Origin of the sequence: Paraglaciecola sp. 2405UD69-4 (genome assembly GCF_047525415.1) — a bacterium.
In the GTDB taxonomy this organism is placed as follows: Bacteria; Pseudomonadota; Gammaproteobacteria; order Enterobacterales; family Alteromonadaceae; genus Paraglaciecola.
Genome location: NZ_JBLIXM010000001.1, coordinates 1,218,536 through 1,244,830 on the forward strand (window position 1 = coordinate 1,218,536; position 26,295 = coordinate 1,244,830).

Below are 26,295 nucleotides of genomic sequence, written 5' to 3' on the forward strand. Positions count from 1 at the left end.
AACAAAGCATTAGTATTATTTACACAGCTGGCGTTAGTATATAAATAGTTTGGAATAGGAAATAGGAAAAGTGATGTTGAAATTTCGTGTGGCATTTTTATGGTTTTTTATGATAGTTGCTTCAGGGTGTACTGAAAAAACTTCAGAAGAATATATCGAGCTCGCAAAAGAAAATATAGCGAAAGAAAATATATCTGCTGCCATAGTTGAGTTGAAAAATGCTATTCGAGTTAATCCTAACATAGCAGAATCAAGGTTTATGTTAGGGGAAATTTATGCTTCGCAAGGAAGCAGCCTAAGCGCAGAGAAAGAACTGAAATTAGCACTGGATCTAGGGTACGAAGCTAATGAAGTATTGCCGTTACTGGTCAAGGTGTATAGTTTACAGTTTAGGCAAAAAGAAATAATTGATTTAGTAGAAAGGGCTAGAGGTCTTTCTGCAGAGGTCATGACTTCATTATTAGTATACAAAGCTCTTGCACACTTTCAGTTAGGCGAAGAGTATAAAGCTAAAGAAGCCATTAGAGGTGCTAATGAAATATCCAGTGATTCTATTTATAGTCAATTGGGTAACGCTTATGTTGACCTTAGTAATAAACAGGTGGAAGCTTCATTACAGAAAATTGATCAAGTAATCGCAATTGAGCCCACCTTGTCTGATGCTTATTTGTTGAAAGGTCAGCTATCCACTTTACTAAATAATAGTAAAGCAGCAGTGGCAAGTTATGAAAAATACAAAGAGCTTTTACCGCAAAATATTCAATCTAGAATGTTTTTAGCGAATGCTTATATAAAAAATAATCAATTTGATATTGCGGAAAAAGAAGTGGACCAATTACTCAAGTCGAATCCAGACCAACCGTTTGTTAACCAGTTAAAAGGGATTATTCGTTATCAAGCTGATGATTTTGAAAATGCTAAATTGTTTATCGAAAAAGCGATTCAAAATAATTTGTCTTCTGTACCAAACAGAGTTATTGCTGGGCTTAGTGCTTTCAGGCTAAAAAATTACGAGCAAGCCTATGACCATATCTCTGCGATAAAAGGCCAATTGTCAGACGATAGCCCTATTCGAAAGTTACTGATTATTATCCAATTAAAATTAGGTCTTAACGAACAAGCAGGCGATGCCTTATCTGACTTTGATGGTTTAACTGAGGATGATGTATTACTGTTATCTTCCGCATCGTCTCAACTTTTAAGGCAAGGTAAAAATGAAGCGGCTAAAAAATTGGCTGTTGTAGCTAATAGACTGGATTATACCAATCCACTAAATTTGATTCAAAAAGGAATACTGGAGCTCACGTTAGATAACTTAGAAGGGATAGATAGTTTAGAAAGCGCATTAGAGTTAGACTCAAGCAGTGAGGCTGGTAAGAATGCTCTAGCCAAAGCTTATCTTGATGCAGGAATGTTTACTAAGGCTCTGGAGTTAGCAAACGTCTGGATTAGTAAAGAGCCTAATGATATCAAGGGCTATACCTTAGCCGCTAAAGCAGAGCTTGGTTTAAGTAATATAGCTAATGTTGAATTGCTTTATAACAAAGTATTGAATATTGCTCCAGCTAATCCAGAAGCAAACTTCTATTTTGCAGATATGAATGTCAATAAAGGTCGTTTTAAGAATGCTGAGAGTTATTTATTAAATGTTTTAGAAGTTCATACAGAAAATGTAATAGCTTTAAAAAAATATTTTCTTATCAACAAAAGATTAGGTGATTCCAGCAAAGGTTTAGCACGTATTGAAGAGGCATTTTCAAGAGCTTCAACTAACATTGGGATTAAATTACTTTATGCCTCTGCCTTGTATACGGATAGTCAATTTGACAAATTTATTAGTGTGTTTACTTTGGATGACACTGACGAAAATACCTCAAGCTTGTTATGGAATTTATTAGCAAACGTTTATTACAAACTAGAAGAACTAGAAAATCTGAATAAAATTTTAGGTAAATGGCATGCAGCCCAGCCTGATGATAAAAATGTATATCTGAAGATGATTACGTTAAATGATATGTTAGGAAATAACACAGAGGCGTTAACTGTCATAAGTGAAGCCAAACAGAAATTTCCAGATGATAAGCGCTTTAGCATACTTGCAGTTTATTTTTATATAAAGCTAGGAGAAGTAGTTCAAGGTAATAAAGCGTTTGCTAATTTACCTCTGGATACTCAAAACAGTGCAACAGGTCATGGGTTTAAAGGTCAGCTAATGGCTTTAGAGGGAGATTATGCAGGGGCCATCCCTAAGTTGAAAGAGTACTATGATGCGTATCCAAGTGATTATAATGCAAGTTTGTATGCTAAAGCTCTAAGGGATGATAAAAGATATACTGATGCATTAAAGTTTTTATTAAACCATGGAAATCAGACAGGTAGAGCTCTTGTCACTGAGTTGCAAATTGCGGAGTTGGCAATTTTAAGTGAGAATTTAGATTTAGCTAAATCATCGTATTTACATGTTATAGAAGTTGAGTCTGAGAATATTAACGCTCTTAACAACTTAGCATATTTATTATTTTTAGAGTCTGATTATCAAGGGGCTTTGTCATATGCTGAGAAGGCTGTAGTTCTAGCTCCTGATTCTCCTAGTGTGTTGGAAACATATTCACAGGTGTTATTTAAATTGGGGTATGAGGTAAAAGCAGAGGAGTACTCACTAAAATCTAAAGAGTTACGTAAGTCACTTCATTAGGTTTGGGACAGAAGAAACACCAACTATTATTACTTTTTTGTGTCAGTAATATTTACATTCTTGTTTGGTGTTGAGTTTGAGGTTGTAACTAGTTGTTGATTTGTAAGGTTTTTTGTTTGTTGGCATGTCCTGTGCATATTATTTTTTGAGGCAACTAAGATGTGTTATAAAATTTAATTGAAGGATTAAAACTATGTTGAAATTTAAAAAAGCTATTATGGCTTCTGCTTTAACGCTTGCTGCTGTAATGCCGGCTCAAGCTAATTTTGTATTGGATTCATTTAATTATCCGGCTCCAGGCGTAGAGCTAGAAGTAACCAATGTAACGCAAACTGACAGTGATCAAGAAGTTTCGGATGCAGGTGCGGATGTATTTTATACTTTAACCTGGCAAAGTGGACCTCCTTCAGATAGCGTCAATACTACTTCTAGTAGTTTGTTGTTTAACGACGGGTATCTTAATTATAGTGAAGACTCTGGTGTTAATTCTGTTTTATCCATTGACTACTTTGTAGATGTAAACGGAGACACTACATATGACGCTGGCGATAATACTGGAATTTTAGACCTTGCTACTGCTGGTAGTGACTTCTATTTCGATATTGTTAGTGCAGATGCTGGTTTTACTGTAGATATTTCTTTAACTGATATAAATGATGTAACATCAACTGCATCGGTAACTATTCCTGAAGTGGTTAATACGGATTTTGTTACTTTCCCAGTAAACTATACAGAATTGGTATCGTTGTCATTGTTCGGTGGTGTTGATCTAAGCCAAATATCTAGAGTTACTGCCGTTGTTGATTCATTAAATGGTAGTACTGATTTTATTTTGTCTGAAGTTGGTGTTGTTCCAGAGCCTTCTGCCTTAGCTATTTTAGGTTTGGGTCTTGTTGGTCTTGGGTTACGCCGTAGAAAATTAGTTTAATTATTAATTTAATTAAATGATCAAAAATCGCAAATAGCGTAATGCCAGTCAGTCAACAACTGACTGGCATTTTTTTTGTATAGATACTTCTTAGATTTTCTTCTTACCGCTCTTGGGTACTGCCTTGTCGGGTAAAATAAATAGTTTTAACGTGCCAAGTAGTTCTTGATTGTGCAACGGTAATTTGTTTGCGCTTCGTATGGGAATAGTGGTTAAGAATGCCATGAAATGTCGGGCGCAGTGAGAGAAACTCAGTCGTATTGGTGTGATGTCCAGCTCTTTAGTCGCATCAAGAATGGCTATACGAACAAGATTATAAGCAAGCAGCAGCCCCCATAATTCTTGACCAACCATGTCAGGTTTCTTACTTCTTAATGTATAATTTGCGTGCAGTAAGCTTTGTTTCATCTCTCTGAAGCCCAGTTCAATTTCCCAGCGCTCTGCATAGACTTCGGTTAATGAACTCAGTACTCGATAGGTAGTATGTCGTTAACCGCGCTTCTATCGTATCGGGGAGCATCCAATGCGTACTCTCACCAGCTTGCTGCCACTGATGAAGTAATCCAACAGAGTAATAACCTCTATTAAACAGTGTTAATGAATGACTGGATACCTCCACCAGACAGCATATTCGTACCTACGGGTAAGGACTCAGGCTGTGATTATTTCTATCACAACCAAATGCAGTGAAGTTTTCAGGGGTATCCTCAGTTCGATATACCACGCCATCTGCAGCGAGAAGATTTAGCCCATTCCATTGTTCGATTGCATAGGAGCCAAATGCTCTAGATGCTTGTAATTCAAATGTTTTTTAAACCGCTCCAAACCCAAGTCGCTGATGCGCTTGTACCAAGGCTCTGGGTGCGATTAACTTATGTTTACCGGGCAATGAAATGTCCAGTTTGCTAGCAATATCCCACACTGACGCGTGACGGAATAGGCTCATGCCGATGACAGACCATATCACTGCATCCAGCGGTCAACGACGTCTGCGTACAGTGATCACTCCTGCATGTTCGAAGGCTTGCTCTAGCAGCTCTGGGTGGAGTAACCCTTGAAGCTTATCGAGTGAGGTAAGTTCAGATAATTCGGATAATGTTGATTCTAAAACTGAGACGAGAGACATAAAAAAAATCCTGTGACCATGATCACAAGATTTTGATCTCATTACGCTGAGCGTCAAGTTATTTTGCTTAACTGATCGGCATTACGCAAATAGCGTTTTTTTTATATCTGTATTATAAGTTGTTATTCTCAATTCACTAATCTAGGATCCAAATAAATATCAAAGCTTTTTGCCCCCACCAGCCACTGATGGAGTACAGATGTTTGAAACTTATTTACCTGATTTAAAAAGTTGGTCCCATAATGCTCATTATGTAATGATGTAAGCTTAAATTATTTTTAGATCGTGACACCTATGTAACTAGTTCAATATTAGGTGTTATGGAATACTGAACTACTACCTTTAGAAACATTGTATATTGAGGTTTTAAAGTATTCGTTGTTGATTTGAAAGTCACGGATTGTTAAATGTGAAGAAACTTAAAAAGTACACTGAAAAACCAGTCATTGGTCCAATTATTAAGAGGGTAATAGATTTTGGAATTAATCGAGAAGTTAAAACAGTAGCACGTCATTTTTCTAAATATCTGCACCCGTTAGTAGCCGAGACTCCCGAGTTATCAAAAGAGTCATTTAAAATAAGACACGATGTTTATTGTGAAGAGTTGGGTTTTTTAAATACGTCAGACAATGGTTTTGAACGTGATGAATTTGATAATTACTCTACCCATTGCCTTATACAGCATATTCCATCATTACAGTTTGCTGGTACTGTAAGAGTTGTTAGGCCGGAAACAGCAAAACATAGCCTTCCATTGCAGACATATTGTGCTGATTCAATTGCAAAAGATAAAATTAATCCAGCTGATTTCGCTCCCTATGAGATTTGTGAAATTTCTAGGCTAGCAGTACCAAAAGGCTTTCGAAAAAGACACACGGATAAATTCGAAGGTGCTGCAACTGCCGTTATTAATAAAGAGATTTACTCGGAGAATGAGTTACGTTGTTTCCCATTTATCGCGGTTGGTCTATATTTATCAGCGGCTTCTATTGTGTTAGAAAATAACATTAAGCATACCTTTGTCATGATGGAACCTCGCCTTGCTAGAAGTATGGGGTTTATTGGAATTAAGTTTGAAAAAATAGGCCCGACTGTCGATTATCATGGTAAAAGAGCGCCATATTATATCAACCCTTCCTTGCTAATGGAGAGCTTAACTCCTGGCTTTCAAGTAATGCTTAAAGAGATCCGAAAGTCTCTTAAGCATAAAGAATAATTCATTGTTGAACATAATTTTTTTATGAAAAAAGTGTTTTAAAGAGGTACTGATGTCGGACTTTAATTATGAAAAAGCATTCTCTAGAAATATTGGGTGGGTCACAGAAGCTGAACAACAAATATTGAGAAGCAAAAAAGTCGCAATCGCAGGGTGTGGCGGTGTAGGTGGCGTACATCTATTGACACTGTCTAGATTAGGGATTGCTAATTTCAATATTTCAGATTTTGATGAGTTTGAGGTTCATAATTTTAACCGTCAGGCAGGGGCATTTATGTCTACCCTTGACCAACCAAAGTGTTTGGTTATGGAGCGAATGGCTTTAGATATAAACCCAGAGAGTCAAATAAAAACGTTTCTTAAAGGTGTCAATGAAGAAAATGTAGATGAGTTTTTAGAAGGTGTTGATGTCTATGTGGATAGTCTGGACTTCTTCGCACTTGAAGCTAGAAAATTGGTTTATTCCAAATGCCAACAAAAAAACATTCCCATTTTAACTGCTGCTCCATTAGGTATGGGGGTGGCATTTTTATACTTTGAGCCAGGAAAAATGACCTATGAGGAATATTTTAGATTTAACGATGCAAAAACTGAAAATGAGCAGTTCATACAGTTTTTAATTGGTTTATCTCCAAGTATGTTGCAGCGCTCATATTTAGTAGACGAAAGTCGAGCTGATTTTAACGCTCGAAAAGGGCCATCTACACCCATGTCAGTAGACTTTTGTGCTGGTGTAGCGGGAACATATGTTCTAAAGATATTATTGAATCGAGGAGACTTAATCTCTGCTCCTCATGGTTTTCACTTTGATGCATATAAGAATAAGCTAGTAAAAACTTGGTGCCCTTTTGGTAATAGAGGTTTAATTCAAAAGATAAAATTTAATATTGCTAAAAGAATCGTGTTGAGTAAGTAGTATGATGGATAAAGAGTTAGCCGTAAAAATAATTGACACTGCAAAGTATTATATGAGTGGGGATAACTGCCAGCCTTTTAGATTTAGATTTAATCTTTCTACACAAACATTTCATGTTGATTATTTAGCTGATAAAGCGAAGCATGCACTTGTATATGACGATTATACTATTGCCATAACTTTGGGGAGTCTACTTACCTATATACTTGTTTCTTTAGAGGAGCATAGTTTTAGTTCGGATGTAGAATTTAACCTTGCAAATTTTTCGCCTTTCACAAGCCAAGAATCTGTCATAGCGCTTAAGGTTATTAAAAGTGGTAATCAAAGCAAGCTAGCGACAAAGAGTTTATATCAGGCCTTAACTAAACGGGCTGTAGATAGACGGCCATACTTACCCGCAAGCTTTATTAGTGCGGATGAAACTTTGTTAAATAACAATTTGCAGTTGAGTCAATGTAAACTTATTAAAAATATTCCCCAGGACCTACTTAATTTTTTATCTAATTGTGATTGTACAGTTTGGCAGTCTAAGGGGTTAGGACTTGATATCATGAATAGTGTTGCCTTTGATACGAAGTCAGAAACTGGTTTGCCATGGAGGAATTTAGGCTTAAGCAAAGCAGAAGTATTTCCCATAAAATTAATACAATTTCATCATGTGTTTTTTGATTTATTGAAGTTTATCGGCGCTAGATTGATGATGAAGTTTGCTCAGAAAAAACTGTGGGTTTCTAGTCAAAGTGCACTTGTATTTTCTGTACAAGCTGGAATGAGTTTGGAAGAGAAAGTTAATGCTTCTAGTGAAATGTTTAATGTTTTACTTAACCTAACCAATTTAGGTTATGCTTTTCAGCCTTCTACCTTAAGTACAGAGATCCTTAACTCTGATATTAAACCAAAGCTTAATATATTCAGCGCCACAGGGATAAAAGCACCTTATCTTCAATCTGATGTGGCTAAATATCGTAAACTTTTAAGTGTAGAAACGAGAGAAATACAGTGGATTTTAAGAATAGGCAAGCCTAGTGGAGACTTGCCAAATAATTCAAAAACAAATAGGTTGGATACATCTAAAATTCTTTCTTTTGAAGAGGAATAGAGTTGTTTTTTTATTTGACTTATCATTCTAAATAACAATGATAGAATGTCTAAAAGATGGTTAAGTTAGAATAATACCTGTAATTTGGTACTCACTTATTTAGCATGTTTTTAATGTGTTTAACGCAGGTGGTTTTGGTAAATTAACCCTAAGTATTCATGTAGGGCTCTTTCACTCCTATATAAACTAAACGCATTGGGTAAGCCTAGTACTGGCTCGACTTTTTTACGACTCAAGTGTTCAACTGGTATAGGAAGCACCTTAATATTGTAGTCTTCGAAGTATGTGAGTGCGCGGGTTAAGTGGCTTGCAGAAGTAACTAAAGAGATATATTTTCCATCGAGCATTTCGGCTAGTGCAGCGACTTCGGTTTCAGTATTCCTCCCTTTGGCATTGATAAATATGTCATGGGAGTTTACCCCCATATTCGTTAAGAATTCCCGATTATGTACTGCTTGTGAGTTGACATCTTTTTTACCTAAAATGTCGCCGGCTAGGTAGATAGGTTTGTTTACTAAGTGATACATTCGTGCGGCATGGTGGTTTCTTTGCATAGAGCAATTTGGCCATCTTGAGACAAAAGGTAACTCATTATCTTCAAAGTAGTTACAGGCTAAGATAACGATTGCATCTGTTTGTTGCCAAGCTTTAGATTCAATTTTGACTGTGGGGTATGGATCTTCTAAATGCTTGATTAATAAAACACTTGGATAAGTCATCGAGCAAAGTAAAAGCCAACTTATAGGTAAGAATGAAAAGAATGATAACAATTTACTTTTAGAGCTTAAATAAGCAAGCCTTAGCAATATAAATAGTAGCGCTGAATGAACTAAAGGGGAGCTGAGAGATCTTGCTATATCTTCTAACATAGGAAGTGTTGCGATTCCTTAACTTTACAGTATTTCATAAAAGACTTTATACCATTTCACAAACTCTCCAATTCCTGTTGTTAGGTCTGTTTTAGGTTGATACCCAACGTCTTCAGCCAGAGCATTTACATCAGCATAGGTATCTGGTACGTCTCCAGCTTGTAACGGCAGCATCTCTTTGTGTGCTTCTTTATTCAGTGCATTTTCTAGTGTTTCAATGAAAGCTAATAGGTTCACCGGTTTGTGGGCGCCAATATTATATATTTTCCAAGGTGCTTTACTAGAACTAGGATCCGGCTTGGCGCCCGTCCATTGGGTGTTGGCTTGGGCTATATTATCTAGGCTTAGTATTATTCCGGTAACTATGTCGTCAATATAAGTAAAATCTCGGCGATGGTTACCATAGTTGAAGACCTTTATCGTTTCTTCTTTTAAAATCGCTTTAGTAAACTTAAATAAAGCCATATCAGGTCTGCCCCATGGACCGTATACAGTAAAAAATCGTAAGCCTGTTGTGGGTAAGTTATATAGATGACTATAGGAGTGAGCGATGGCTTCATTTGCTTTTTTAGTGGCAGCGTACAGGGAAACAGGGTGATCTACATTATCTGATTCTTTGAATGGGATAGTTTCATTCGCACCATAAACTGAGCTTGATGATGCGTAAACTAGGTGCTTGATATTAAAGTGCCGACACCCTTCTAAGATATTCATAAACCCAATTAAGTTACTATCAACATAGGCATGGGGGTTTTCTATTGAATATCTAACACCAGCCTGTGCTGCTAAATGTACTACCTTTTCGAAGTGACTAGTTTTGAACAAGTTTTCTATATTTTCTCTATCTGCTAAGTCCATTTTTATAAATGTAAAATTTTCAGATGCATTATGATTACTTAGCTCTTTTAATCGCCCTTCTTTGAGAGCAACATCATAGTAGTCATTCAAGTTATCAATACCGACAACTAGATCACCACGGCTTAGTAAGTATTTTGTAACATGATACCCAATAAACCCAGCAACGCCGGTGACCAGAATTTTCATATTTATTACCTTATATTTTAGTTAATATCTTTAAAACCTTTAAACTTAACAATTTAAATGGATTGGAATAGAGTAATTTGTGATTATACTCAGATACTTGCAGATAGCAGCATGGAAAATTATGAAAAATCAAAAATATTTATTGAATTTTATTGTCACATTAATTGCGGTTGTTTTTTCATGTAAAGTTGTTAGTGGTGAAATCAGCGAACTGGTAACTAAAGTTAAACCATCAATTGTTGGGGTTGGTTTATATGACCCATTGGGAGTGCAGCCCCATAAATTGATGGGGAGTGGTTTTGTTTTTGGTGACGGTTCTCTTGTTGCTACTAATTATCATGTTGTTTCGATTGAGTTAGATCCCACAAAAGTCCAGCATCTTATTGTGTTTTCAGGGATAGGAAGAAAACCCAATATTTATAAAGTTGAGGTAGTCGCCACTGATCCGGCACATGATTTAGCAATTCTAAAGTTACCTAAACCTCTAACACCTATAGCCTTAGCTGATGAAAAATATGCTCCCGATGGTACAGAGATTTTGCTTACTGGGTTCCCAATTGGGGCAGTGTTAGGTTTATATCCCGCAACTCATAAAGGAATGATTGCCGCAACAACACCCGATGTAATTCCTAGTGTAAATTCTCAAGTGTTATCTACAAGAATTCTCAAAAGATTGGATGAGCAGTTTTTAATTTATCAACTTGATATAACTGCTTATCCCGGAAACAGTGGTAGTCCAATATATGATGTGGATTCAGGGGAAGTATTGGGGATACTTAACAAAGTCTTTATAAAAGAGTCAAAAGAAGCTGTGCTTGAAAAGCCGTCAGGTATTAGTTACGCCATACCCATAAAATACCTATTGGAACTTGCGGTAAGTAAAGGTCTAGATGTAAACTAGATCTCCTATGTAGTCGTGTGTCATTATTCTTTACATGTATTAGAGTTGATTTTTAATTTATTTATAAAAATCAATTACTTGCAAATTGGCCTAGTAATTGCTTTTTTATGCTCAGTAAAGAATTTAAATTAAGGAATTGTTGTGAGTCTAGATAATCCAAATGGAATAGTTTCTTCGGTTTCTAAAGATAGTAAGCAGCGTCGCGTATTTTTGAAAAGAGCCACTGCAGGGGCTGTGATAGCCTCAATACCAGCCCGCTCTGCTTGGGCCGGGATTGCTGGTTCTATTGTAGCTTCTGGGCATGGTTCAGATGCGCAAGCAGGTGTTTGTACTGTACTTTCTAGTAAATTCAATGCTAGTGATTACAAAAAGGTTTCTTTTGAAAGTGTTTTTGGTGGTATCCCGTGGAATGACAATGGAGCTCTTCGCACCAACGGAGATTTAACTTTTAAAGAAATATTAACTACAACCAATAGGCACAAGAAGGGCGTTAATAGTGTCAATATTGGGCTTGTATTAATGTATTTGAATGCTGTAAACCATGGATATAATGGCATTTTTTATCCTGCAATTGAACAACATGGGAGTGAAGCAGCATTTGCAAATTACTTATATACATCAGCCTCAGAAGATCCAGCAGGTGTTGGTAAGTTGCTAAATGATACAATTATTATGTACAGCTCAGGAGGAGCTTGTTAAAGTCAACTAAAGTAACTTTAATCTGGATAAAGTTTGATTGATTTTTTAGAAAAAGGAGTGTTTTTACACTCCTTTATTGATTCTTCTGGATGTGTATTTTTTAATAGCGATTCAGGCGAGACTTTAAGTGTTAAATTAACCGAAGCAAATCTCATTGAGTTTATTTGTTCAGAACAGCGCAGTGACATTGAAAATCTAGCTGCCTTATCAACCTTAGTCCAAAAAGGTTTCTTAAAGCCAAGTACAATCAAAGAATCCTATGTTGAATAACTACTTTTTAGATTTATTCCCGTTTTCTTTTTCCATAAAAACTAACTTGTCGGGAGTGGTTGCAAACTTAACGACCATCTATGGAAATCGATTTAAGCATTTCGAGCCTCACTTTATTCCTGACTATGAACTTTCTATTGATAAATCTGGTGGCTTTCGTTCTTTTATTCGTCCTCAAGCACGATTTTTTTGTGACCAGCATGAGCCATTTAAACCCTTAGACTTTAAAAAGGCTTATGCTTTTTTAGAGTGGGGCATGAATTGGACAATAGCCGGCAATGAAGTCCAACATGTTATAATCCATTCTGCCGTTTTAGCGAAAGGTAATAAGGCTATTTTATTTCCAGCGCCACCAGGGTCTGGCAAGAGTACGTTAACTGCGTATTTGAGTCACAATGGCTGGAGGCTGTTATCTGATGAAATGGCCTTAATTATTCCAAACTCTAAAACTGTTGTCCCTTTTGTTCGTCCAATTTGCTTGAAAAATCAATCAATTGATTTAGCTAAAAGCCTATTTCCAGATGGTAAGTTTTCAAATATTGCTAAAGATACCCACAAAGGCGATGTAATACATCTTTCTCCTCCTGAACTTAGCTGGGAGAGTCATACTACTAACGCTGAGTTGGTAGCTGTTGTGTTTCCAAACTTTCGAGCTGAACAAGATTTACAGATATATCAGTTAGATAAAACACAGGCCTTTATGCAGCTGGTTGAAAACGCTTTTAATTACAGTATTTTACGGGAAACCGCATTTAGTACGTTAACTAATTTAATTGATAATGTTCAAACGTTTGAAATTTTTCATAGTGATTTATCTCAAGTAGCAGAATTTTTAGATGAGGAAGTTATCGCTCGTGTCTAATTTAACTTCTGATGAAGTTTGTGATGTATTCATTACCCCCGAGGCAGCTTTAAGTCTTAATGCTAATCAGTGGCAGAGCTTAGTATTAGTATTGCGCCATCAGCAGTTGCTTGCTTGCTATTATTATATTTTCAAGCGGGCAGGTATTTTTGAAAAAATACCAAGTCAAACCCAAAGACATTTTTTGAATGCAAAACTGCTGGCGGAAAATCACAAAAAGCAAGTGCTCTTCGAAGCGTACGAGTTACAAAAATATTTGCAAGGTAAACAAGAGTATCTAATTTTCCTCAAGGGTGCAGGTTATAGTTTATCTGGGGCTCCTGTAGGAGAAAGTCGTATTTATAATGATATAGATATTTTGGCTGACAAAGCTTCAATAGATAGGATTGAGAAAAGGCTTTGTTTGGCTGGTTGGTTGCCAGAGGAATTAACGGAACACGATGAAAAATACTACAGGAAGTGGGCTCATGAAATTCCCCCTCTGAGGCATGGGAAGCGGGGTTCAATTGTAGACATTCACCATAATATAGTACCAATTATTTCTGGTAGGCAGGTTGATGCTGCTAAGTTTGCCAAAAATAGCAAGGTGCTAGAGAACGGTCTGCAGATATTGTCTTTTGAGGCAATGACCTTGCATAGCATTATTCACCTGTTTTTTAATGAAGAGGTTAAGAAAGGCTACCGAGATATCATCGACATACATACATTAGTCACGACCAACAACAATAATAAATTTTGGGAAACGCTCATCAGTTTAGCCGAAGAAACCGGGTTTTGTTTAGAGCTTTACTTAGCTTGTCGGTATACTCAAAAAATAGTAAATACTCCCATACCTAATCACGTAACCGATAGCCTTGCTCGTTTTTGTCCGTGGAATATTAGGATTTTAGATTTCATGTATATGAGAGCTCTCAAGCCAAGTCATCCAAGTTGCAGACAAGCTTATTTTTCAACTGCAGAATTTATGGTTTTAATTAGAGGCCATTTTCAAAAAATGCCATTGCACATACTGACTTATCATCTGGTTAGCAAAGGGTGTATATCTTTGACAAAGCTTCTGTTCGGGAAACATATCTTCACTAAAGAAATTGATCAGCCTTAACATTTTTAAAATGTAGTGCTAAGTGCAGATATGAACGCAGTCTAGCGAAGAGCTAAATTAGTTAAGGAGGACAAAGTTCAGAACCTACTTCTATTATTAAGCGTCTTAGCCAGATATGACCCGCATCGTGCTGTAGTAAAGGGCTCCAAGCCATCTTTAACGTGATAGGTGGGATTTTAAAAGGCGGCTCTAGCATAACCACTTCGGGGTCATGAATATAGAGTTTGGCTGCCTCACTGGGTAAGGTTGCAATTAAGTTCTGTGCTTTCGCTAATTGCAAAGCTACGTGATAGTGCCTAGTAAACACCCGAATATTACGCTGCTTATTTATTTTAGTTAATTCAGCATCTACCCAACCTAGCTTTTGTACTTCAGTAGGATCTATCCCTACACCAATTCCAAACCCTGTTTTACTTACCCAGATGTGTTTGCTGGACAAGTAACTATCTAAGGTAAAATTATCCACTATTGGATTATGACTGTTTAACACGCAGCAGAATGAGTCGGACCAGATGACTTTTTGGTGAAAAGATAAAGGAAGTTCATCAAAGCGATTAATTGCCATGTCTACTTTGCCATGCTCCACATCATGGAAGGTAACATCACTTGGTGTTATTAGATCTAAGGTTACGTTAGGTGCTTCTTCCGTTAGCCTTCTAATAACTTCCATTAATAATGTTGACTCCGCGTAATCACTTGCCATGATCCTAAAGGTTCTACTGCTTTGAAGCGGGTCAAAGTCAACCTCTGGCTTAATGGTTGTTTCTAGTTTTGATAGTACATCTCGAATGATAGGTTGTAGGTCAATCGCCCGTTTTGTGGGGGTCATCCCTCCACTGGTTCGAATTAATAGGGGGTCTTTGAATAGCTCTCTTAATCTTCGTAAACCATTGCTCATGGCAGGTTGACTGATACTTAATTGGTTAGCTGCTTTAGTAACACTTCCTTCTCGCAGTAAAACGTCCAGATAAACAAGTAAGTTTAAGTCTACCTTTGAAATATTCATGCTGGCCTCGAGCCTAAATTCTTTAATCTTGGAATTGTACTGACTTTGACATTTATATAAATGATTCTAGTTCATTCTTTTCAGGTTGAAGAATATCAACATGGGGTAGGGGCAGTAGGATATTTAAGCAATAAGATTTTGTTTTCGTTAGATTTGTAGTTATAGTTATATGAGTTTAGACAGTTTAATTAAAGAATATCTATGTCAGAGTTAATGTCATCAATTGACCAAAGAACCCAGCTTGTAGGTGAAAACAGGTTGGAGCTATTGCTGTTCAAATTGGGGACTAGGCATACTTTTGCTTTGAATGTGTTCAAAGTAAGGGAAGTGATTACTGTCCCTTTTATGAATCAAATACCAGGTGCCCATAAAAACTTAAAAGGGGTGACAAACTATAGAGGGGCCTCGATTCCTATTATCGATTTGCGTGCTGCTATTGGTATTAAATTAACCTCTGATAATTATGAACCCGAGAATGTAATCATTACTGAATACAATAGAAGCGTTCAAGGCTTTTTAATCGGTAAAGTAATGCATATTATTAATACTTCATGGAGTGATATTCAGCCTCCACCTACTGTGGCTGGTAAAAATAACTACCTTACTGCAATTACTGATATTCAAATAAATGATAGCAGTGAGCTTGTGGAGATAATTGATGTGGAGAAGGTACTTGCTGAAATAGTAGAATATGACACATCAATTTCTGATGACGTTCTGGATACTGAAATATCTGCTCACTTAAATGGAAAGAAAATTTTAGTGGTTGATGATTCTGCCACCGCCCATTGGCAAATAAGAGAAACCCTTAGTCAACTTGGTTTAGAGATAATTGCAGTAAATGACGGTTTAAAAGCTTTAAATTTACTTCGAAAGTGGGCAGATGAGGGTAAAACTGTCACTGATGAAATAGTCATGATGTTTACAGATGCTGAAATGCCAGAAATGGATGGATATAGATTGACCGCTGAAGTTCGAAATGATCCTAGGATGAGCGATCTATTTATTGCTCTTAACACCTCTTTGAGTGGGAGTTTCAATGAAGCTATGGTTAAAAAAGTAGGATGTAATCGTTTTATTTCAAAGTTTCAACCAGACTTGTTAGTAGAGGTTGTACAGCAAAGAATGAGAGAAATTCTGAATACCTAAACCTAAGCATCAAGCCCGTCTTTTGTCATCATAGTTTCATCTAATTTTACATTACTAATCTACACGTCTGTCGTATAATTCCATCCTTTAAATTCATCATTGGAGAGAAGATGAAGCGAGTATTTACGTTATTAATGGCGGGCTTGTGTAGCTCAGCTTTGGCCTCAGAAGCCCCAAAAAATATTATTATGGTAGTGGGAGATGGCATGGGACCAGCCTTTACATCCGCTTATAGAATGTATGCTGACGACCCTTCAACTCCAGAGGTAGAGCAAACAGTATTTGATCGCTTACTAGTAGGAATGGCAAGTACTCACCCAGATATAACTACTGGGTATGTAACAGATTCGGCGGCAGGTGCTACAGCCCTATCAACAGGTGTAAAAACCTACAATGGAGCAATCGGTGTTGATGTAGATAAACAGTCAGTACAGACTGTATTAGAACTGGCTAAACAACAAGGGCGTAAAACAGGTGTTGCTGTCACATCACAAATTAACCACGCAACCCCCGCAGGTTTTAGTGCTCACAATGAAAGTCGCCAAAATTATAATGAAATTGCTGATAGTTACTTTGATGATAAAATAAACAATCAATTTGTATTGGATGTTATGTTAGGCGGTGGTTGGAAGTATTTTATTCGTGAAGACCGAAACTTAGTGCAGCAGTTTGAACAATCCGGTTACCAATATATAGATAAATACGAACAACTTGATACTGTTAAGGCAGGAGTACCTCTACTTGGTCTTTTTGCTGATGTGGGTTTGCCTTGGGCGTTGGACAGTGAAGGCAAGCAACGTTTAAGAGCATTAGCGAAAACAGCAGTTAAGCAGTTAGAAAACGACAAAGGTTTCTTTTTGTTAGTAGAAGGGAGTCAGGTTGACTGGGCAGGTCATGCTAATGATGTGGCAGCAGCTATGGCTGAAATGCATGACCTAGCTTTAACACTAGAATGGCTAGAAGCGTACGTAAAAAGTCGCGATGATACACTCATGGTAATAACGGCAGATCATAGCACTGGTGGGCTCACAATTGGCGCTAATCGTATTTATAATTGGGATCCTGCGCCACTTAAAAACTTAAAATCTTCACCAGAGGAAATTTCAAAGCTGTTAGTTACGGCTAAGGATAGAGCGCAAGTGGCGGCTAATCATTTAGGTTTAGAGTTAACTGATGAAGAAAGAAAGCAGTTGGTGGATATAGAGTCTGATAATGCCCGAGTATTTCATAAAGCAATCACAAAAATATTAGATAACCGTTCAATAACAGGTTGGACAACAGGTGGGCATACGGGAGTAGATGTACCTGTTATGGCTATCGGTCCAGGGAGTAATCACTTTAAAGGTCACTTGGATAACACTCAAATAGCTGAGAATATTTTTGAGTTGCTTAAGGCGAATTAATCATCTTGTTTAACTAGTTATTATTTAGTAACTACAAAAGATCACGCCCCAAAGCCAGCACTAATGCTGGCTTTTCTATTCTCAGAAGGGCTATTGCTCAACTAAAAAATGTTCTAGGTCTTCGCCTGTTAGTTTCTTAATCTGTGCAAATATATACCAAAGGGCCCCAATTAACATAATCATACTAGGGATCACTATTACCGGATAGCTTAAAGCAGTCATTCTGCCGAGCTCTTCCGTATAGGCTGTTGTACCAGGAGGGCTGACTAAGATTACCTTTGCTAAAATATAATTTAAAGCTGATGAAAGGAAAAACGAGCCCGCGACTATAAATGAGCTGGTGGCGAGCTTTTTCTCAAAAGCTTCTGTTTTTCCTGATTTTTCTAATGAGGTAGTAAGGTTTTCCCAATTCACAATTTGTTCATTAAGTACAAATACTTTTAGTAATGGTTTGCTGGTTTTTTGAGTAATTAAAACAGCAAGTCCAATAAGTGCAGGGATAGTGGCTTCTTTGATGGCTATGTACTCTGCTGGTAATTCTAATAGACTAATACCGCCGGTTAGAAATACACTTACAATTCCTAAAATTGAGAAAGGATTAACTTTTCCTGATTGCTTGAGATCCCATAATCCAAAACCAATAGGAAATATAAGCGCAGCGACAATACTCCAAGCTGGACCTAAATAGTCGTCGCCACTGAGCTTAGTTAATATTAGTACTGGAATAACAATATTGAACGCTAAGTTACCTAGCATTCCTGGTTGTTTTTTGGGTTTAGACTGGGTCATATTTTACCTAAAATTGTGCAATAAATTGCTTTTGTGGAGTATATAAAAGTTAACAAAATCGGGCTAGGCATTTTGAAATGCTAATTTATTCATTTATGCTGCCATAGCTTAGCGGCGGCGAGCCCAGATAGAAAACCAAACAAATGTGACTCCCATGAAACATATGGTGTCGTGGGCAGTATTCCCCATATTAACCCCCCATAGAAAAACGCCACTACGATTGAGATCAAGATAAGTTTAATTTTACCACTTAGAAGTCCAGCTAACACTAGGTAGCCAAAATAGCCATAAATGACGCCACTTGCACCTATATGGCTTGACGAGCGGCCGAATAACCATACTAATGCCCCAGTAATCAATATTATCCATAAACTGACTAGTGCGTACTTTTTTAAACCATATTGCAAAAGTAAATAACTAAAAATACACAGTGGAATAATATTAGAAAAGTAATGTTGTAAGCTACCGTGAATAAATGGCCCCAGTAATATTCCTTTTAACCCAGGTATGTATCGGGGGAAGTTTCCCAGTTGATTTAACATACGGCCTGTAAAAAGGTTGATAACCTCAACAATTGTTATGATTGCGAAAAGCCAAAAAATTACTTTAACTTGTTGTGAAGTGGTAATTTGTCCAGAAGTAAGTTTCATATGCTAATCAAATCCAAGAAGAAGTACCGCTATTGTCGCTGAAAATGAAAGTCGAAATCATGTCTAATTGTCACAAAATAATATGGGGAAGGTAGCGAGACATATCTTGAGTTATGGCCGATTTGTCTTCTCTCACTGAAATACCAGCTGCTTCATCGTCTACCAACCAAGAGCCAATGAGAGTGTGATTATCAGAAAATTGCGGTAAACCTGCATATGCTTGATAAATAAAGCCTTCATCTCCATAAGGTCCAAGAGCTTGTAAGATTGTTTTTCCATTTTCTATTACACTTACATTTGCCCCTTCTCGTGAGTATATGGGTTTTTTAACTAGTTTCGACTCTGTAGCCAGATGTAATTCATTTTCAAAGTAGGATGGCAGTAAGTTAGGATGATCAGGAAACAACTTCCATAACATAGGCATTAGTGCTTTATTGGATAGTACTGTTTTCCAAATTGGTTCTAGCCAGTTTACATTTGCCCCTTGAACCACTGCTCCAAACTCTTCTCTTTGGATAAACTCCCAAGGATAAAGTTTAAATAGAGTTTGGATCTTAGTATCTTCGAGGTCACTAAAACTGCCGCAATCACCCAGGCCAATATCTTCAATGAAAACAAAATCACTTAACAGGCCAGACTCTTTTGCGCAATCTTGTAAATATTGAACCGTTCCTCTGTCTTCTTCAGTGTCTTGGCAACAGGCAAAGTGCATATGTTCTATTTTGTAATGGGAAGCAATAGCAGCTAATCTGTTGACTAGTTTTTCTTGAAGGGAGTTAAACTGATCGGCTTGCTTAGCTATATTTCCAGCGTCAACTTGCTCTTGCAACCACAGCCATTGCCAAAAGCCTGATTCATACAATGATGTAGGTGTATCTGCATTGTTTTCATATAGCTTTGCTGGGCCACAACCTTGATATGCAAAGTCTAATCGTGAATATAAAGATGGATCTTTTTGCTGCCATGAGTCATGTATTTGGTCCCAAAATAACTCAGGTATCTGGAATTTTTCTAGTAGGGCCTGATCTTTAACGACTTTATCAACCACATGTAAACACATCTGGTGTATTTCTTCTGTGGGGGCTTCTAGGTCCTGCTCTATTTGCTTTAGGGTAAATTGGTAGTAGGCAGATTCATCCCAGTAGGGCTCACCATGCATAGTATGGAACTTAAACCCAAACTCCTCTGCTTTTCGGCGCCAATTTAGCCTCTCTTTAATGTCGATACGTAACATTTCAAAGCTACTTAAAATTTAAATTAACTAAGTGCTGCGTATTGAGGTTATCCACCCCAACCACCTTTTTTAGAACTACTGCCCCAACTTGATTTTGCTCGTACACTGCTACCAAAGCCGCCACGCTTGATGGTTTTATTAACCGTTGGTTTAGGTTTAAATACGCTTTCATTTACGTTCATTGTGCGGCGGCGGTAATCACCAAAATCACGGCCATCTGCTCCCATCCATCGATTTCTATAAGGTGAATATCGAGAATAGGAGGTAAACATGGGTTGAGAATAGTAACCTCTTGGAGACAAAAGGTTGCTAAGCATATAGCCGGCCATGAATGGCATAAAGAAGGAGCCTGAACTGTTTTGCACGTAATTGCATTGGTTGTAACCAAACTCGGCCTCACAATCACTTTGAGTGTTGTATTTTGGGCCGGTACGCTCAGCTTCTTGCATAGCTTGCTGATATGCAGCTTCACATTGCTCAGCAGCTTCTGGGTTGGCATTAGTACAGTCATCTACGTCAGTATAAACAGTGGCTTTTTGCTGCTCACCGCAAGAAGATAGGAATATTGCGGCTATACCTAAAGCTAAAGGTTTGACACAAAACCCTTTACGCATGCTCTGTAAGTTTATATTACTTGAACGTTTACTTTTATTAGGTTCCATCTAGTTCTCCTAATAGCTCATGCAGGCGGCGTTCAATAGCCCAACAGAAATAGATACCGCCGCTAAAATTGTTCCAGCAGACACTTCATTTTTATCAATTCTGTCTGCGATTTTAGGCATAAATGTAAAACGTAACAGGGCAAATGCTAAAGACTGGGCAATGATGGCGACAACTCCCCAGATTACAAAGTCTATTAAAAACTCTGAGTTAGCTACGGCCCCAGCTAGGGCGATACTAAAACCAATCATTGCACCACCAAAGCCTATAGCTGCGGCTTCATTTTTATGAACTTTTACTAATGCCCATTCATCGTGGGGTGTTACAAATGCATAAATAATTTTAAATACAAACAACAACAAAATTGAAACAGCAAAATACAATGCAAAGTTACTTAATCCTGCTAGTGAGTTTAAAACTGCGTCCATTTTTTATCCTTTTTATTAAAGTAAATCCCAACTGTATTGGGAGTGTTTAATTTTTATTGGTTAGCCATTGATAGTAATGTCTGCTTGCCCAATGTTAAAGCCTGTGCTGATAACTAAACAGCGATCTAAATTGTTGTTTACTACTTTCTCTTCTGCGCAAATTAGTAGTGTTTCGACTTCATCGTTTGTGGCTGCTCTTTCATACAACATAACAAACTGGTCGGTTTCACTGGTATCTCCGTCTTCTTCGTAGGTTTTCTCTGTCATGGCCACTGGGGGGGATTCTGTTCCTACCGCATCCCAGACTCTTTCAAAGGTTTGCCCAGCCAAGGTGAATGAAGGCATAGATATGCCTGATGCAATCGTTTCTTTCCATTGCTTATCGGAACCAATTGTTTTTGTGTCGTAGAAATACCATAGTTTCACATCTGTTATGTGATTTTCGGTATCACCTCCATCTAAAACAACCTGTAAGAAGGCATCGTCATCAGTGTAAAAACGTAAAATTTTACCACCAGTGTCTAGATTAACTTCTCCTACAGCTTGAATAAAGTGATGAGTAGCAGCTTTTTCAATCATCAGGTTAGGCTCAAGTAGCCTTAGCTTTAGTGGGTCTATTTCGAAGGAGCCACCTAGGTACAACCCCATTACCTCGGGTGCTTGGGTGGTTTTTACTATGCTTTTTTTTCGGAATAATTTACTAAACATTATCTGCCTCTAGAAATTTTTCCCATTGAATTTTGTTAATTCGCTGATGTGCAATGTAATAAATTTTATCGCCGGGATAAAGGGTGTTATCTAGGTCTGGATTAACTTGAATATTTAACTTTTCATTCTTTCTAGCCATGCCAATTAGGGTCGCTTGATAATTTATCTTTAGCGCTTGAAATATGTTTTTGACTTGAAGCGGACGAATGTCTTCAGGAATGCTAACAGAGTATTGAGCTTGCCCCATGTTCACGTCTAACAAGTCATGGTGCAGTACACTTGAGCCGGGGTCAAATGCTGACTTTGCTAACATTTCTACTGCAACACTTGGTGTACATTCTACGTTAGGGCAGTGTTTTTGTAGCAGGTTAACTAAACTTTCGTCATTAAAGTACGCAATCATTTGTGCATTAGGGTTACGTTGGCTGCAATATAGCGCTGTCGTCATGGTTAGGTCATCCTCAGGATTGTCCATTAGCACCACACTAGCATTTGCTATGCATGCCTTGTCCATATCGGCATCGTTACTAAAAGTGGTTACCTTAACAAACTCGATTTGGTCGGGCAGGGGATTTACTATATCTGCTCGAACGCATAGCACTATAGCAGGGTCATCTTCTATAGAGTCACGCTCTCGTATAAGTAACTCAAGTAACCGAATAGTTCTTGGGCCATTCCAGCCAAGCACCAATATATGATTATCTACATGAAGGCTTTTCAACCCTTTCGCTCCTTTTTGCCATTGTTCTGAGACCCATGCGGCGATACGTCCCAATACCAAACCAAATATACTTAATCCTAGGGGGATAATGTAAAATGAAACAATATATTTACCTGACACAGTAGAAGGGGAAAAATCTCCGTATCCCACAGTGGAACCTGTGACCATCAACCAATAAATAAAATCGACAGGTTTCGTTAGTGCTTGCTCATCTGCTAGGAACAGTAAAACCCAACTGCTTACACCATAAAAAAGAAGCGCTAGCACAATGCTGTACCAGCGCATCTCAGAAAAAGCTTTAACTAATAATCTACGTAGCTTTGGAAACATATTTATACATCAACAAGTGTTCTAAATAGTTATAAATTACTTACCCAAAATACGGTTAAGCTCATCATCTGCTGAGGTTGTTCCACCTGATATTCCAGCTTCTGCTAAACGTTTAGAAAGGTCATCACTTGATTCTTCGTTAGCTAATTCTTCTGCAGCTTGCAGTTCTGCGTTTCTTAAATTTTGCTTTTCTTGAATTCTAGATAATGACTCTGTAGCTGTTTTCATTTTACTGTTTGCACCTAAATGCCTAGATGAAACCGCTACTTGCGCTTTTTGAACAGATTCAGTTGCCTTTACCATATCAACCTGTTGCTCTAGTCTTTTCAGGTTGGATTTAGCCTGATTTATATTAGATGCTAGTTGCTTTTCAGACAGCTTGAATTGATCAAGGTATTTTTGTTCTGCTTCTTGCTCGGCACGTAAATCACTTACTTTTTGAGCGCAATCTAATGCTAACTGACGATCGCTATCAATAGCTTTACGTGCGTGGGCTTCATATTGCTCAATTGAGCCTTGTAAGTTATCAACTTTCTGTTGCGCTAGTTTACATTTTGCAAGTATCTGTGTTCTTGCGTGATCTGACTTACGTAACTCATCTTTAGCTTCACGAATTTCTTGCTCTAGAATGCGGATAGCTTGGCTATCAACAACAGTTTGTGCGGCTTCAGTTGCCCCACCTTTAACGGCTGTAACTAATTTTCTCCAAACTGACATATTCTTTCTCCTAATTTTACAAATTTATTTACTGTAAATGTTCTTGATAGGCATCAATAAATGCTTCAACATTTTGGAACAAAGTCGCTAATTCAATGATGATGCTCTCAGCCTTAGATTGGGAACTCAGTGAACCAAAGGCTGTGTAGTATTCATCACCTGCCACTTGTGATATTCCTACTGTGGTCAATGGAAATATCATATGTGTCTTCAATATCTCTTCATTTAGCCTTGCAGTATCTTTCACTTCAGCTTTAGCAAATAGCAGTGACTCCACTAAAATTTGCTCTCCACTAATGGCAAGCCACGCATCAATGCCATCACTGTTGGCAATTAAAAGACAATTTTCTTCTTTAGTAACAACCAAGTCTTGGTTGCTAGCTAAAAGGGTCTCAAGTTGGTTAAGATCCCAAGTCATGGATATTCTCCTTTAGGCTTATGACTACTGTGTGTTGAACTTAATATTTGTAGCATTACTTTAGAGATGCAACGAACTTCAAACACAGGCATAGTGTAGCCATTAAAAAGTTTAATAGTCAAATTGTTTTTATCAACATTTGATATTTATATGTTTTAAATGTAAATTATAATTCACGTTTGTTTCAATTGGTGCTCAATATGTCTAGTCAGAATGACGCAGAAAATTTAATCGCTGCCAGGTCACATACAGGTGACTGGCGTCAACTAGTACAACGCATTCTTAAAGCTGAAATGTCAAAGAGAGGTACCAAGTACCAAGACCTCAGCGATAGATTGCTTACTATAGGGGTACATCAAAGCGCAGACAACCTAAGAAATAAAGTAAATAAAGGGATAATGGGAGCAGATTTGTTGTTACAAATCATGTACGTATTAAATATGCGCCGAATTGAGCGTGATGATATTTTGGATATTTTTACAGATTTAGGAAATCCTCTTGAGTAATGCCTCTATCTGCGCAAAATGACTTTTACTACCCTTTAATGGATTGTTGTAGCGAGTAATTTTTTAACGAGTAAAAAAAAGTCCGAGCAAAGCTCGGACAAGAACAGTTCTGGGAGAAACGTCAATAAAAACTGTGTCTACATCTTAGGTTAGCTGGGTAGAATCACAATCAGATTAGGGTATATAGGAAGCTGCGTAGGTATGATAAAAAATACGATAATAAAAAGTAAAAAATAAATTTTATGCATTAATTGCTTTGTTTGTATTTTTGAGCATGTTTTAGTTTCAATTAATTTCATACAATTTACTCAAAAAAAAGCCCGAGCTGATAGTAATATCATTCGGGCAAAGAGCAGTTTTGGGAGAAACGTCAATAAAAACTGTAGGTAAATAGTAATTTAGTGAAAAATTACTGCAATCACTTAAGAGTATGCTTTTTAATCAATAGGTATGTTGTTTTAGTGAAAACTATTGAGGGTAAATCTGATAATTAGGAGCTAGCTGCAAAGTGTTAAATAGGTATCACACAGCAAAATTATCGATAGATTTCAAAGAATATATATTTAAGACAATAAAAAGCGCCTAAATGATAAAACTACCAAATAGACGCCATAGTATCGCTTGTAAACTTAGTGGTATTAACTTTAAAAGGCGTACTTAGCTGTTAGTTGAATACGCCCCAAAGTGCCATCACTCCCTGATTCTAATTCTTTCTTGGCGTAAGCGTATTCTCCACCAAAAGTCAGTTCTTTGGTGGGTGAATACATAAGATTAACGCGAGCACTAGATGTTGATTTAATAGGGTCTATTGAACCATTTAAACTCATATCGTTATCCGCGCTAAATGATGAGTACATAAAGTTACTCCGTAATGTTTCGCTCCAAATATGTCTATAGGCAACGGTAAAACCCGAAGAGTCTATTGTTTCAAGTTCGTTGTTTTCATTTAAAATGGCACCATTGGCGGCATTTAACCCTAAATACCTTCCCAAGCCTTTACCTGTGTTGGCCATTATTCTTATGTCGTCGGCACCTAATTTAAATTTAGCCGTTAGACTGAGCCCCACTGAAGTTTCTGATGTGTCTATGTCAGCCCCTCCTTGCTTGTTAATATATGTCAACTGCCGAGCTAAGCCTGCTACTGCAAAGTGGCCCCAATCTCCTTGGAAAGTATACCTAGCGGTAATATCCGGAAATGAACTGTCATCAGAGACGATCCTGCCGCCAGCTTGATAATTTGAGATGGTGCTCTCAGGGTTTTCTGCCGCAATCTCAAAGTTACCAGATGTATATCTAACCATCATTTGGCGAGCGAATATGGTACCGTCGGTTACGCCAATGAAATCTACACTTTCTGGTAGTGCTCTCACATCTTGAAAGGTTGACCAAGTTTGCCCGATGAGCCAATTGTCATATTTAATGAATGCATGTCGGATTCGTGGAATATAAGAGCTACTGATTCGCTCATCACCGCCATCGGTAACGTGAAAGTCAAATTCTAATACCCCAGTTATTTTTTCCCCATTAGCGAGTGCAGTATCAGACGTAAAGCGAAACCGGCTTTGTTTTATGTGTGCATCAAACTGTGTTGATTCTTCAGCGCCACCTGTAGGAGTAAGGCTAGGTATATAGAAATCTCTACCTATGCTTCCGGCAGCTAAAGTGCCATCACTGTAGCTACTAAACATGGCATCGGCTTTAATGTAGCCACTAAATTTTACGTTTGTTGTTTCTAATAGATTCGCTTGTGCTGAGCAAGCGAAACTTGTTATAACCATAGCTGCTGGTAACGCTGTTTTTAGTCTCATGGGTTTTTCCTTGTGATAACTATTTAACATTATTTTGATGT

The 26,295-nt window shown here is 37.6% G+C and carries 29 protein-coding genes; 13 read left to right on the forward strand and 16 right to left on the reverse strand.

Annotated features, from left to right (window positions below):
* Positions 1-73 precede the first annotated feature (73 nt).
* The gene (prsT, locus tag ACMUMK_RS05385) at positions 74-2,695 is read left to right on the forward strand and encodes an XrtA/PEP-CTERM system TPR-repeat protein PrsT (RefSeq protein WP_414700094.1); all 2,622 of its coding nucleotides are present in this window, start codon (positions 74-76) and stop codon (positions 2,693-2,695) included.
* A 193-nt stretch (positions 2,696-2,888) separates the two neighbouring features.
* Positions 2,889-3,623, forward strand: a complete 735-nt coding sequence (locus tag ACMUMK_RS05390) for a PEP-CTERM sorting domain-containing protein (RefSeq protein ID WP_414700095.1) — start codon at positions 2,889-2,891, stop codon at positions 3,621-3,623.
* Between the two features lie 90 nt (positions 3,624-3,713).
* On the opposite strand, the gene ACMUMK_RS05395 is transcribed toward ACMUMK_RS05390, so the two are convergent.
* The 3 genes from ACMUMK_RS05395 to ACMUMK_RS05405 form a co-directional block, all read right to left on the reverse strand.
* On the reverse strand, positions 3,714-4,031 hold the full coding sequence (locus tag ACMUMK_RS05395; RefSeq protein ID WP_414700096.1) for a hypothetical protein: 318 nt from the start codon (positions 4,029-4,031) through the stop codon (positions 3,714-3,716).
* Positions 4,032-4,434: 403 nt separating this feature from the next.
* Complete coding sequence (locus tag ACMUMK_RS05400) at positions 4,435-4,569, reverse strand: transposase domain-containing protein (protein WP_414700097.1); 135 nt, start codon at positions 4,567-4,569, stop codon at positions 4,435-4,437.
* A 33-nt stretch (positions 4,570-4,602) separates the two neighbouring features.
* Positions 4,603-4,749 (reverse strand): hypothetical protein, encoded by a 147-nt coding sequence (locus tag ACMUMK_RS05405; protein WP_414700098.1) that lies wholly within the window; start codon positions 4,747-4,749, stop codon positions 4,603-4,605.
* Positions 4,750-5,158: 409 nt separating this feature from the next.
* Between ACMUMK_RS05405 and ACMUMK_RS05410 the strand changes: the two genes are divergently transcribed.
* Genes ACMUMK_RS05410 through ACMUMK_RS05420 form a run of 3 tightly spaced genes read left to right on the forward strand, consistent with a single transcriptional unit; the run spans position 5,159 to position 7,980 of the window.
* Complete coding sequence (locus ACMUMK_RS05410; protein WP_414700099.1) at positions 5,159-5,965, forward strand: PEP-CTERM/exosortase system-associated acyltransferase; 807 nt, start codon at positions 5,159-5,161, stop codon at positions 5,963-5,965.
* 52 nt (positions 5,966-6,017) lie between these two features.
* Entirely contained in the window at positions 6,018-6,881 is an 864-nt protein-coding gene (locus tag ACMUMK_RS05415) for a ThiF family adenylyltransferase (protein WP_414700100.1), read from the forward strand.
* A 1-nt stretch (position 6,882) separates the two neighbouring features.
* Positions 6,883-7,980 (forward strand): hypothetical protein, encoded by a 1,098-nt coding sequence (locus ACMUMK_RS05420; RefSeq protein ID WP_414700101.1) that lies wholly within the window; start codon positions 6,883-6,885, stop codon positions 7,978-7,980.
* Positions 7,981-8,099: 119 nt separating this feature from the next.
* Here ACMUMK_RS05420 and ACMUMK_RS05425 read toward each other — a convergent pair whose 3' ends face one another.
* Together ACMUMK_RS05425 and ACMUMK_RS05430 are read right to left on the reverse strand one after the other, a co-directional pair.
* Positions 8,100-8,849: a YdcF family protein gene (locus ACMUMK_RS05425; RefSeq protein ID WP_414700102.1), complete on the reverse strand. Its 750-nt coding sequence runs from the start codon at positions 8,847-8,849 to the stop codon at positions 8,100-8,102.
* 24 nt (positions 8,850-8,873) lie between these two features.
* The gene (locus tag ACMUMK_RS05430; protein ID WP_414700103.1) at positions 8,874-9,893 is read right to left on the reverse strand and encodes an NAD-dependent epimerase; all 1,020 of its coding nucleotides are present in this window, start codon (positions 9,891-9,893) and stop codon (positions 8,874-8,876) included.
* Between the two features lie 121 nt (positions 9,894-10,014).
* Between ACMUMK_RS05430 and ACMUMK_RS05435 the strand changes: the two genes are divergently transcribed.
* The 5 genes from ACMUMK_RS05435 to ACMUMK_RS05455 all read left to right on the forward strand — a co-directional run bounded on the left by ACMUMK_RS05435 (position 10,015) and on the right by ACMUMK_RS05455 (position 13,727).
* The gene (locus ACMUMK_RS05435) at positions 10,015-10,794 is read left to right on the forward strand and encodes a S1 family peptidase (protein ID WP_414700104.1); all 780 of its coding nucleotides are present in this window, start codon (positions 10,015-10,017) and stop codon (positions 10,792-10,794) included.
* Between the two features lie 141 nt (positions 10,795-10,935).
* The gene (locus ACMUMK_RS05440) at positions 10,936-11,493 is read left to right on the forward strand and encodes a hypothetical protein (RefSeq protein WP_414700105.1); all 558 of its coding nucleotides are present in this window, start codon (positions 10,936-10,938) and stop codon (positions 11,491-11,493) included.
* 33 nt (positions 11,494-11,526) lie between these two features.
* The gene (locus ACMUMK_RS05445; protein ID WP_414700106.1) at positions 11,527-11,763 is read left to right on the forward strand and encodes a hypothetical protein; all 237 of its coding nucleotides are present in this window, start codon (positions 11,527-11,529) and stop codon (positions 11,761-11,763) included.
* On the forward strand, positions 11,753-12,625 hold the full coding sequence (locus ACMUMK_RS05450; protein ID WP_414700107.1) for an HprK-related kinase A: 873 nt from the start codon (positions 11,753-11,755) through the stop codon (positions 12,623-12,625). Before ACMUMK_RS05445 ends, ACMUMK_RS05450 begins: the two co-directional genes overlap by 11 nt.
* Positions 12,618-13,727: a nucleotidyltransferase family protein gene (locus ACMUMK_RS05455; RefSeq protein ID WP_414700108.1), complete on the forward strand. Its 1,110-nt coding sequence runs from the start codon at positions 12,618-12,620 to the stop codon at positions 13,725-13,727. The genes ACMUMK_RS05450 and ACMUMK_RS05455 overlap by 8 nt, the downstream gene beginning before the upstream one ends.
* Before the next feature lie 61 nt (positions 13,728-13,788).
* On the opposite strand, the gene ACMUMK_RS05460 is transcribed toward ACMUMK_RS05455, so the two are convergent.
* Complete coding sequence (locus ACMUMK_RS05460) at positions 13,789-14,733, reverse strand: LysR family transcriptional regulator (RefSeq protein ID WP_414700109.1); 945 nt, start codon at positions 14,731-14,733, stop codon at positions 13,789-13,791.
* A 201-nt stretch (positions 14,734-14,934) separates the two neighbouring features.
* Here ACMUMK_RS05460 and ACMUMK_RS05465 point away from each other — a divergent pair, with 201 nt between their 5' ends.
* The gene (locus ACMUMK_RS05465; RefSeq protein WP_414700110.1) at positions 14,935-15,882 is read left to right on the forward strand and encodes a chemotaxis protein CheV; all 948 of its coding nucleotides are present in this window, start codon (positions 14,935-14,937) and stop codon (positions 15,880-15,882) included.
* A 110-nt stretch (positions 15,883-15,992) separates the two neighbouring features.
* Entirely contained in the window at positions 15,993-17,285 is a 1,293-nt protein-coding gene (locus ACMUMK_RS05470; protein ID WP_414700111.1) for an alkaline phosphatase, read from the forward strand.
* 90 nt (positions 17,286-17,375) lie between these two features.
* On the opposite strand, the gene ACMUMK_RS05475 is transcribed toward ACMUMK_RS05470, so the two are convergent.
* The 9 genes from ACMUMK_RS05475 to ACMUMK_RS05515 all read right to left on the reverse strand — a co-directional run bounded on the left by ACMUMK_RS05475 (position 17,376) and on the right by ACMUMK_RS05515 (position 23,940).
* Positions 17,376-18,074, reverse strand: coding sequence for a VC0807 family protein (locus ACMUMK_RS05475; RefSeq protein ID WP_414700112.1), 699 nt, complete (start codon positions 18,072-18,074; stop codon positions 17,376-17,378).
* A gap of 89 nt (positions 18,075-18,163) precedes the next feature.
* A complete protein-coding gene (locus ACMUMK_RS05480; protein WP_414700113.1) occupies positions 18,164-18,724 on the reverse strand; it encodes a rhomboid family intramembrane serine protease in 561 nt (186 codons plus the stop codon).
* A gap of 70 nt (positions 18,725-18,794) precedes the next feature.
* Complete coding sequence (locus ACMUMK_RS05485; RefSeq protein WP_414700114.1) at positions 18,795-19,958, reverse strand: glutathionylspermidine synthase family protein; 1,164 nt, start codon at positions 19,956-19,958, stop codon at positions 18,795-18,797.
* 47 nt (positions 19,959-20,005) lie between these two features.
* On the reverse strand, positions 20,006-20,620 hold the full coding sequence (locus ACMUMK_RS05490) for a DUF1190 family protein (protein WP_414700115.1): 615 nt from the start codon (positions 20,618-20,620) through the stop codon (positions 20,006-20,008).
* A 9-nt stretch (positions 20,621-20,629) separates the two neighbouring features.
* A complete protein-coding gene (locus tag ACMUMK_RS05495) occupies positions 20,630-21,046 on the reverse strand; it encodes a DUF350 domain-containing protein (protein WP_414700116.1) in 417 nt (138 codons plus the stop codon).
* Between the two features lie 60 nt (positions 21,047-21,106).
* Positions 21,107-21,754: a YjfK family protein gene (locus ACMUMK_RS05500; protein ID WP_414700117.1), complete on the reverse strand. Its 648-nt coding sequence runs from the start codon at positions 21,752-21,754 to the stop codon at positions 21,107-21,109.
* Complete coding sequence (locus tag ACMUMK_RS05505; RefSeq protein ID WP_414700118.1) at positions 21,747-22,805, reverse strand: potassium channel family protein; 1,059 nt, start codon at positions 22,803-22,805, stop codon at positions 21,747-21,749. The genes ACMUMK_RS05500 and ACMUMK_RS05505 overlap by 8 nt, the downstream gene beginning before the upstream one ends.
* Before the next feature lie 36 nt (positions 22,806-22,841).
* The gene (locus ACMUMK_RS05510; protein ID WP_414700119.1) at positions 22,842-23,522 is read right to left on the reverse strand and encodes a PspA/IM30 family protein; all 681 of its coding nucleotides are present in this window, start codon (positions 23,520-23,522) and stop codon (positions 22,842-22,844) included.
* A gap of 28 nt (positions 23,523-23,550) precedes the next feature.
* Positions 23,551-23,940 carry a YjfI family protein gene (locus tag ACMUMK_RS05515; protein ID WP_414700120.1) on the reverse strand — a complete coding sequence of 130 codons (390 nt, stop codon included), beginning with the start codon at positions 23,938-23,940 and terminating at the stop codon, positions 23,551-23,553.
* 200 nt (positions 23,941-24,140) lie between these two features.
* On the opposite strand from ACMUMK_RS05515, the gene ACMUMK_RS05520 reads away from it, so the two are divergent.
* Positions 24,141-24,446, forward strand: coding sequence for a DUF6471 domain-containing protein (locus ACMUMK_RS05520; RefSeq protein WP_414700121.1), 306 nt, complete (start codon positions 24,141-24,143; stop codon positions 24,444-24,446).
* A gap of 644 nt (positions 24,447-25,090) precedes the next feature.
* Here the strand turns inward: ACMUMK_RS05520 and ACMUMK_RS05525 are convergent.
* The gene (locus ACMUMK_RS05525) at positions 25,091-26,254 is read right to left on the reverse strand and encodes a DcaP family trimeric outer membrane transporter (protein WP_414700122.1); all 1,164 of its coding nucleotides are present in this window, start codon (positions 26,252-26,254) and stop codon (positions 25,091-25,093) included.
* Positions 26,255-26,295 lie beyond the last annotated feature (41 nt).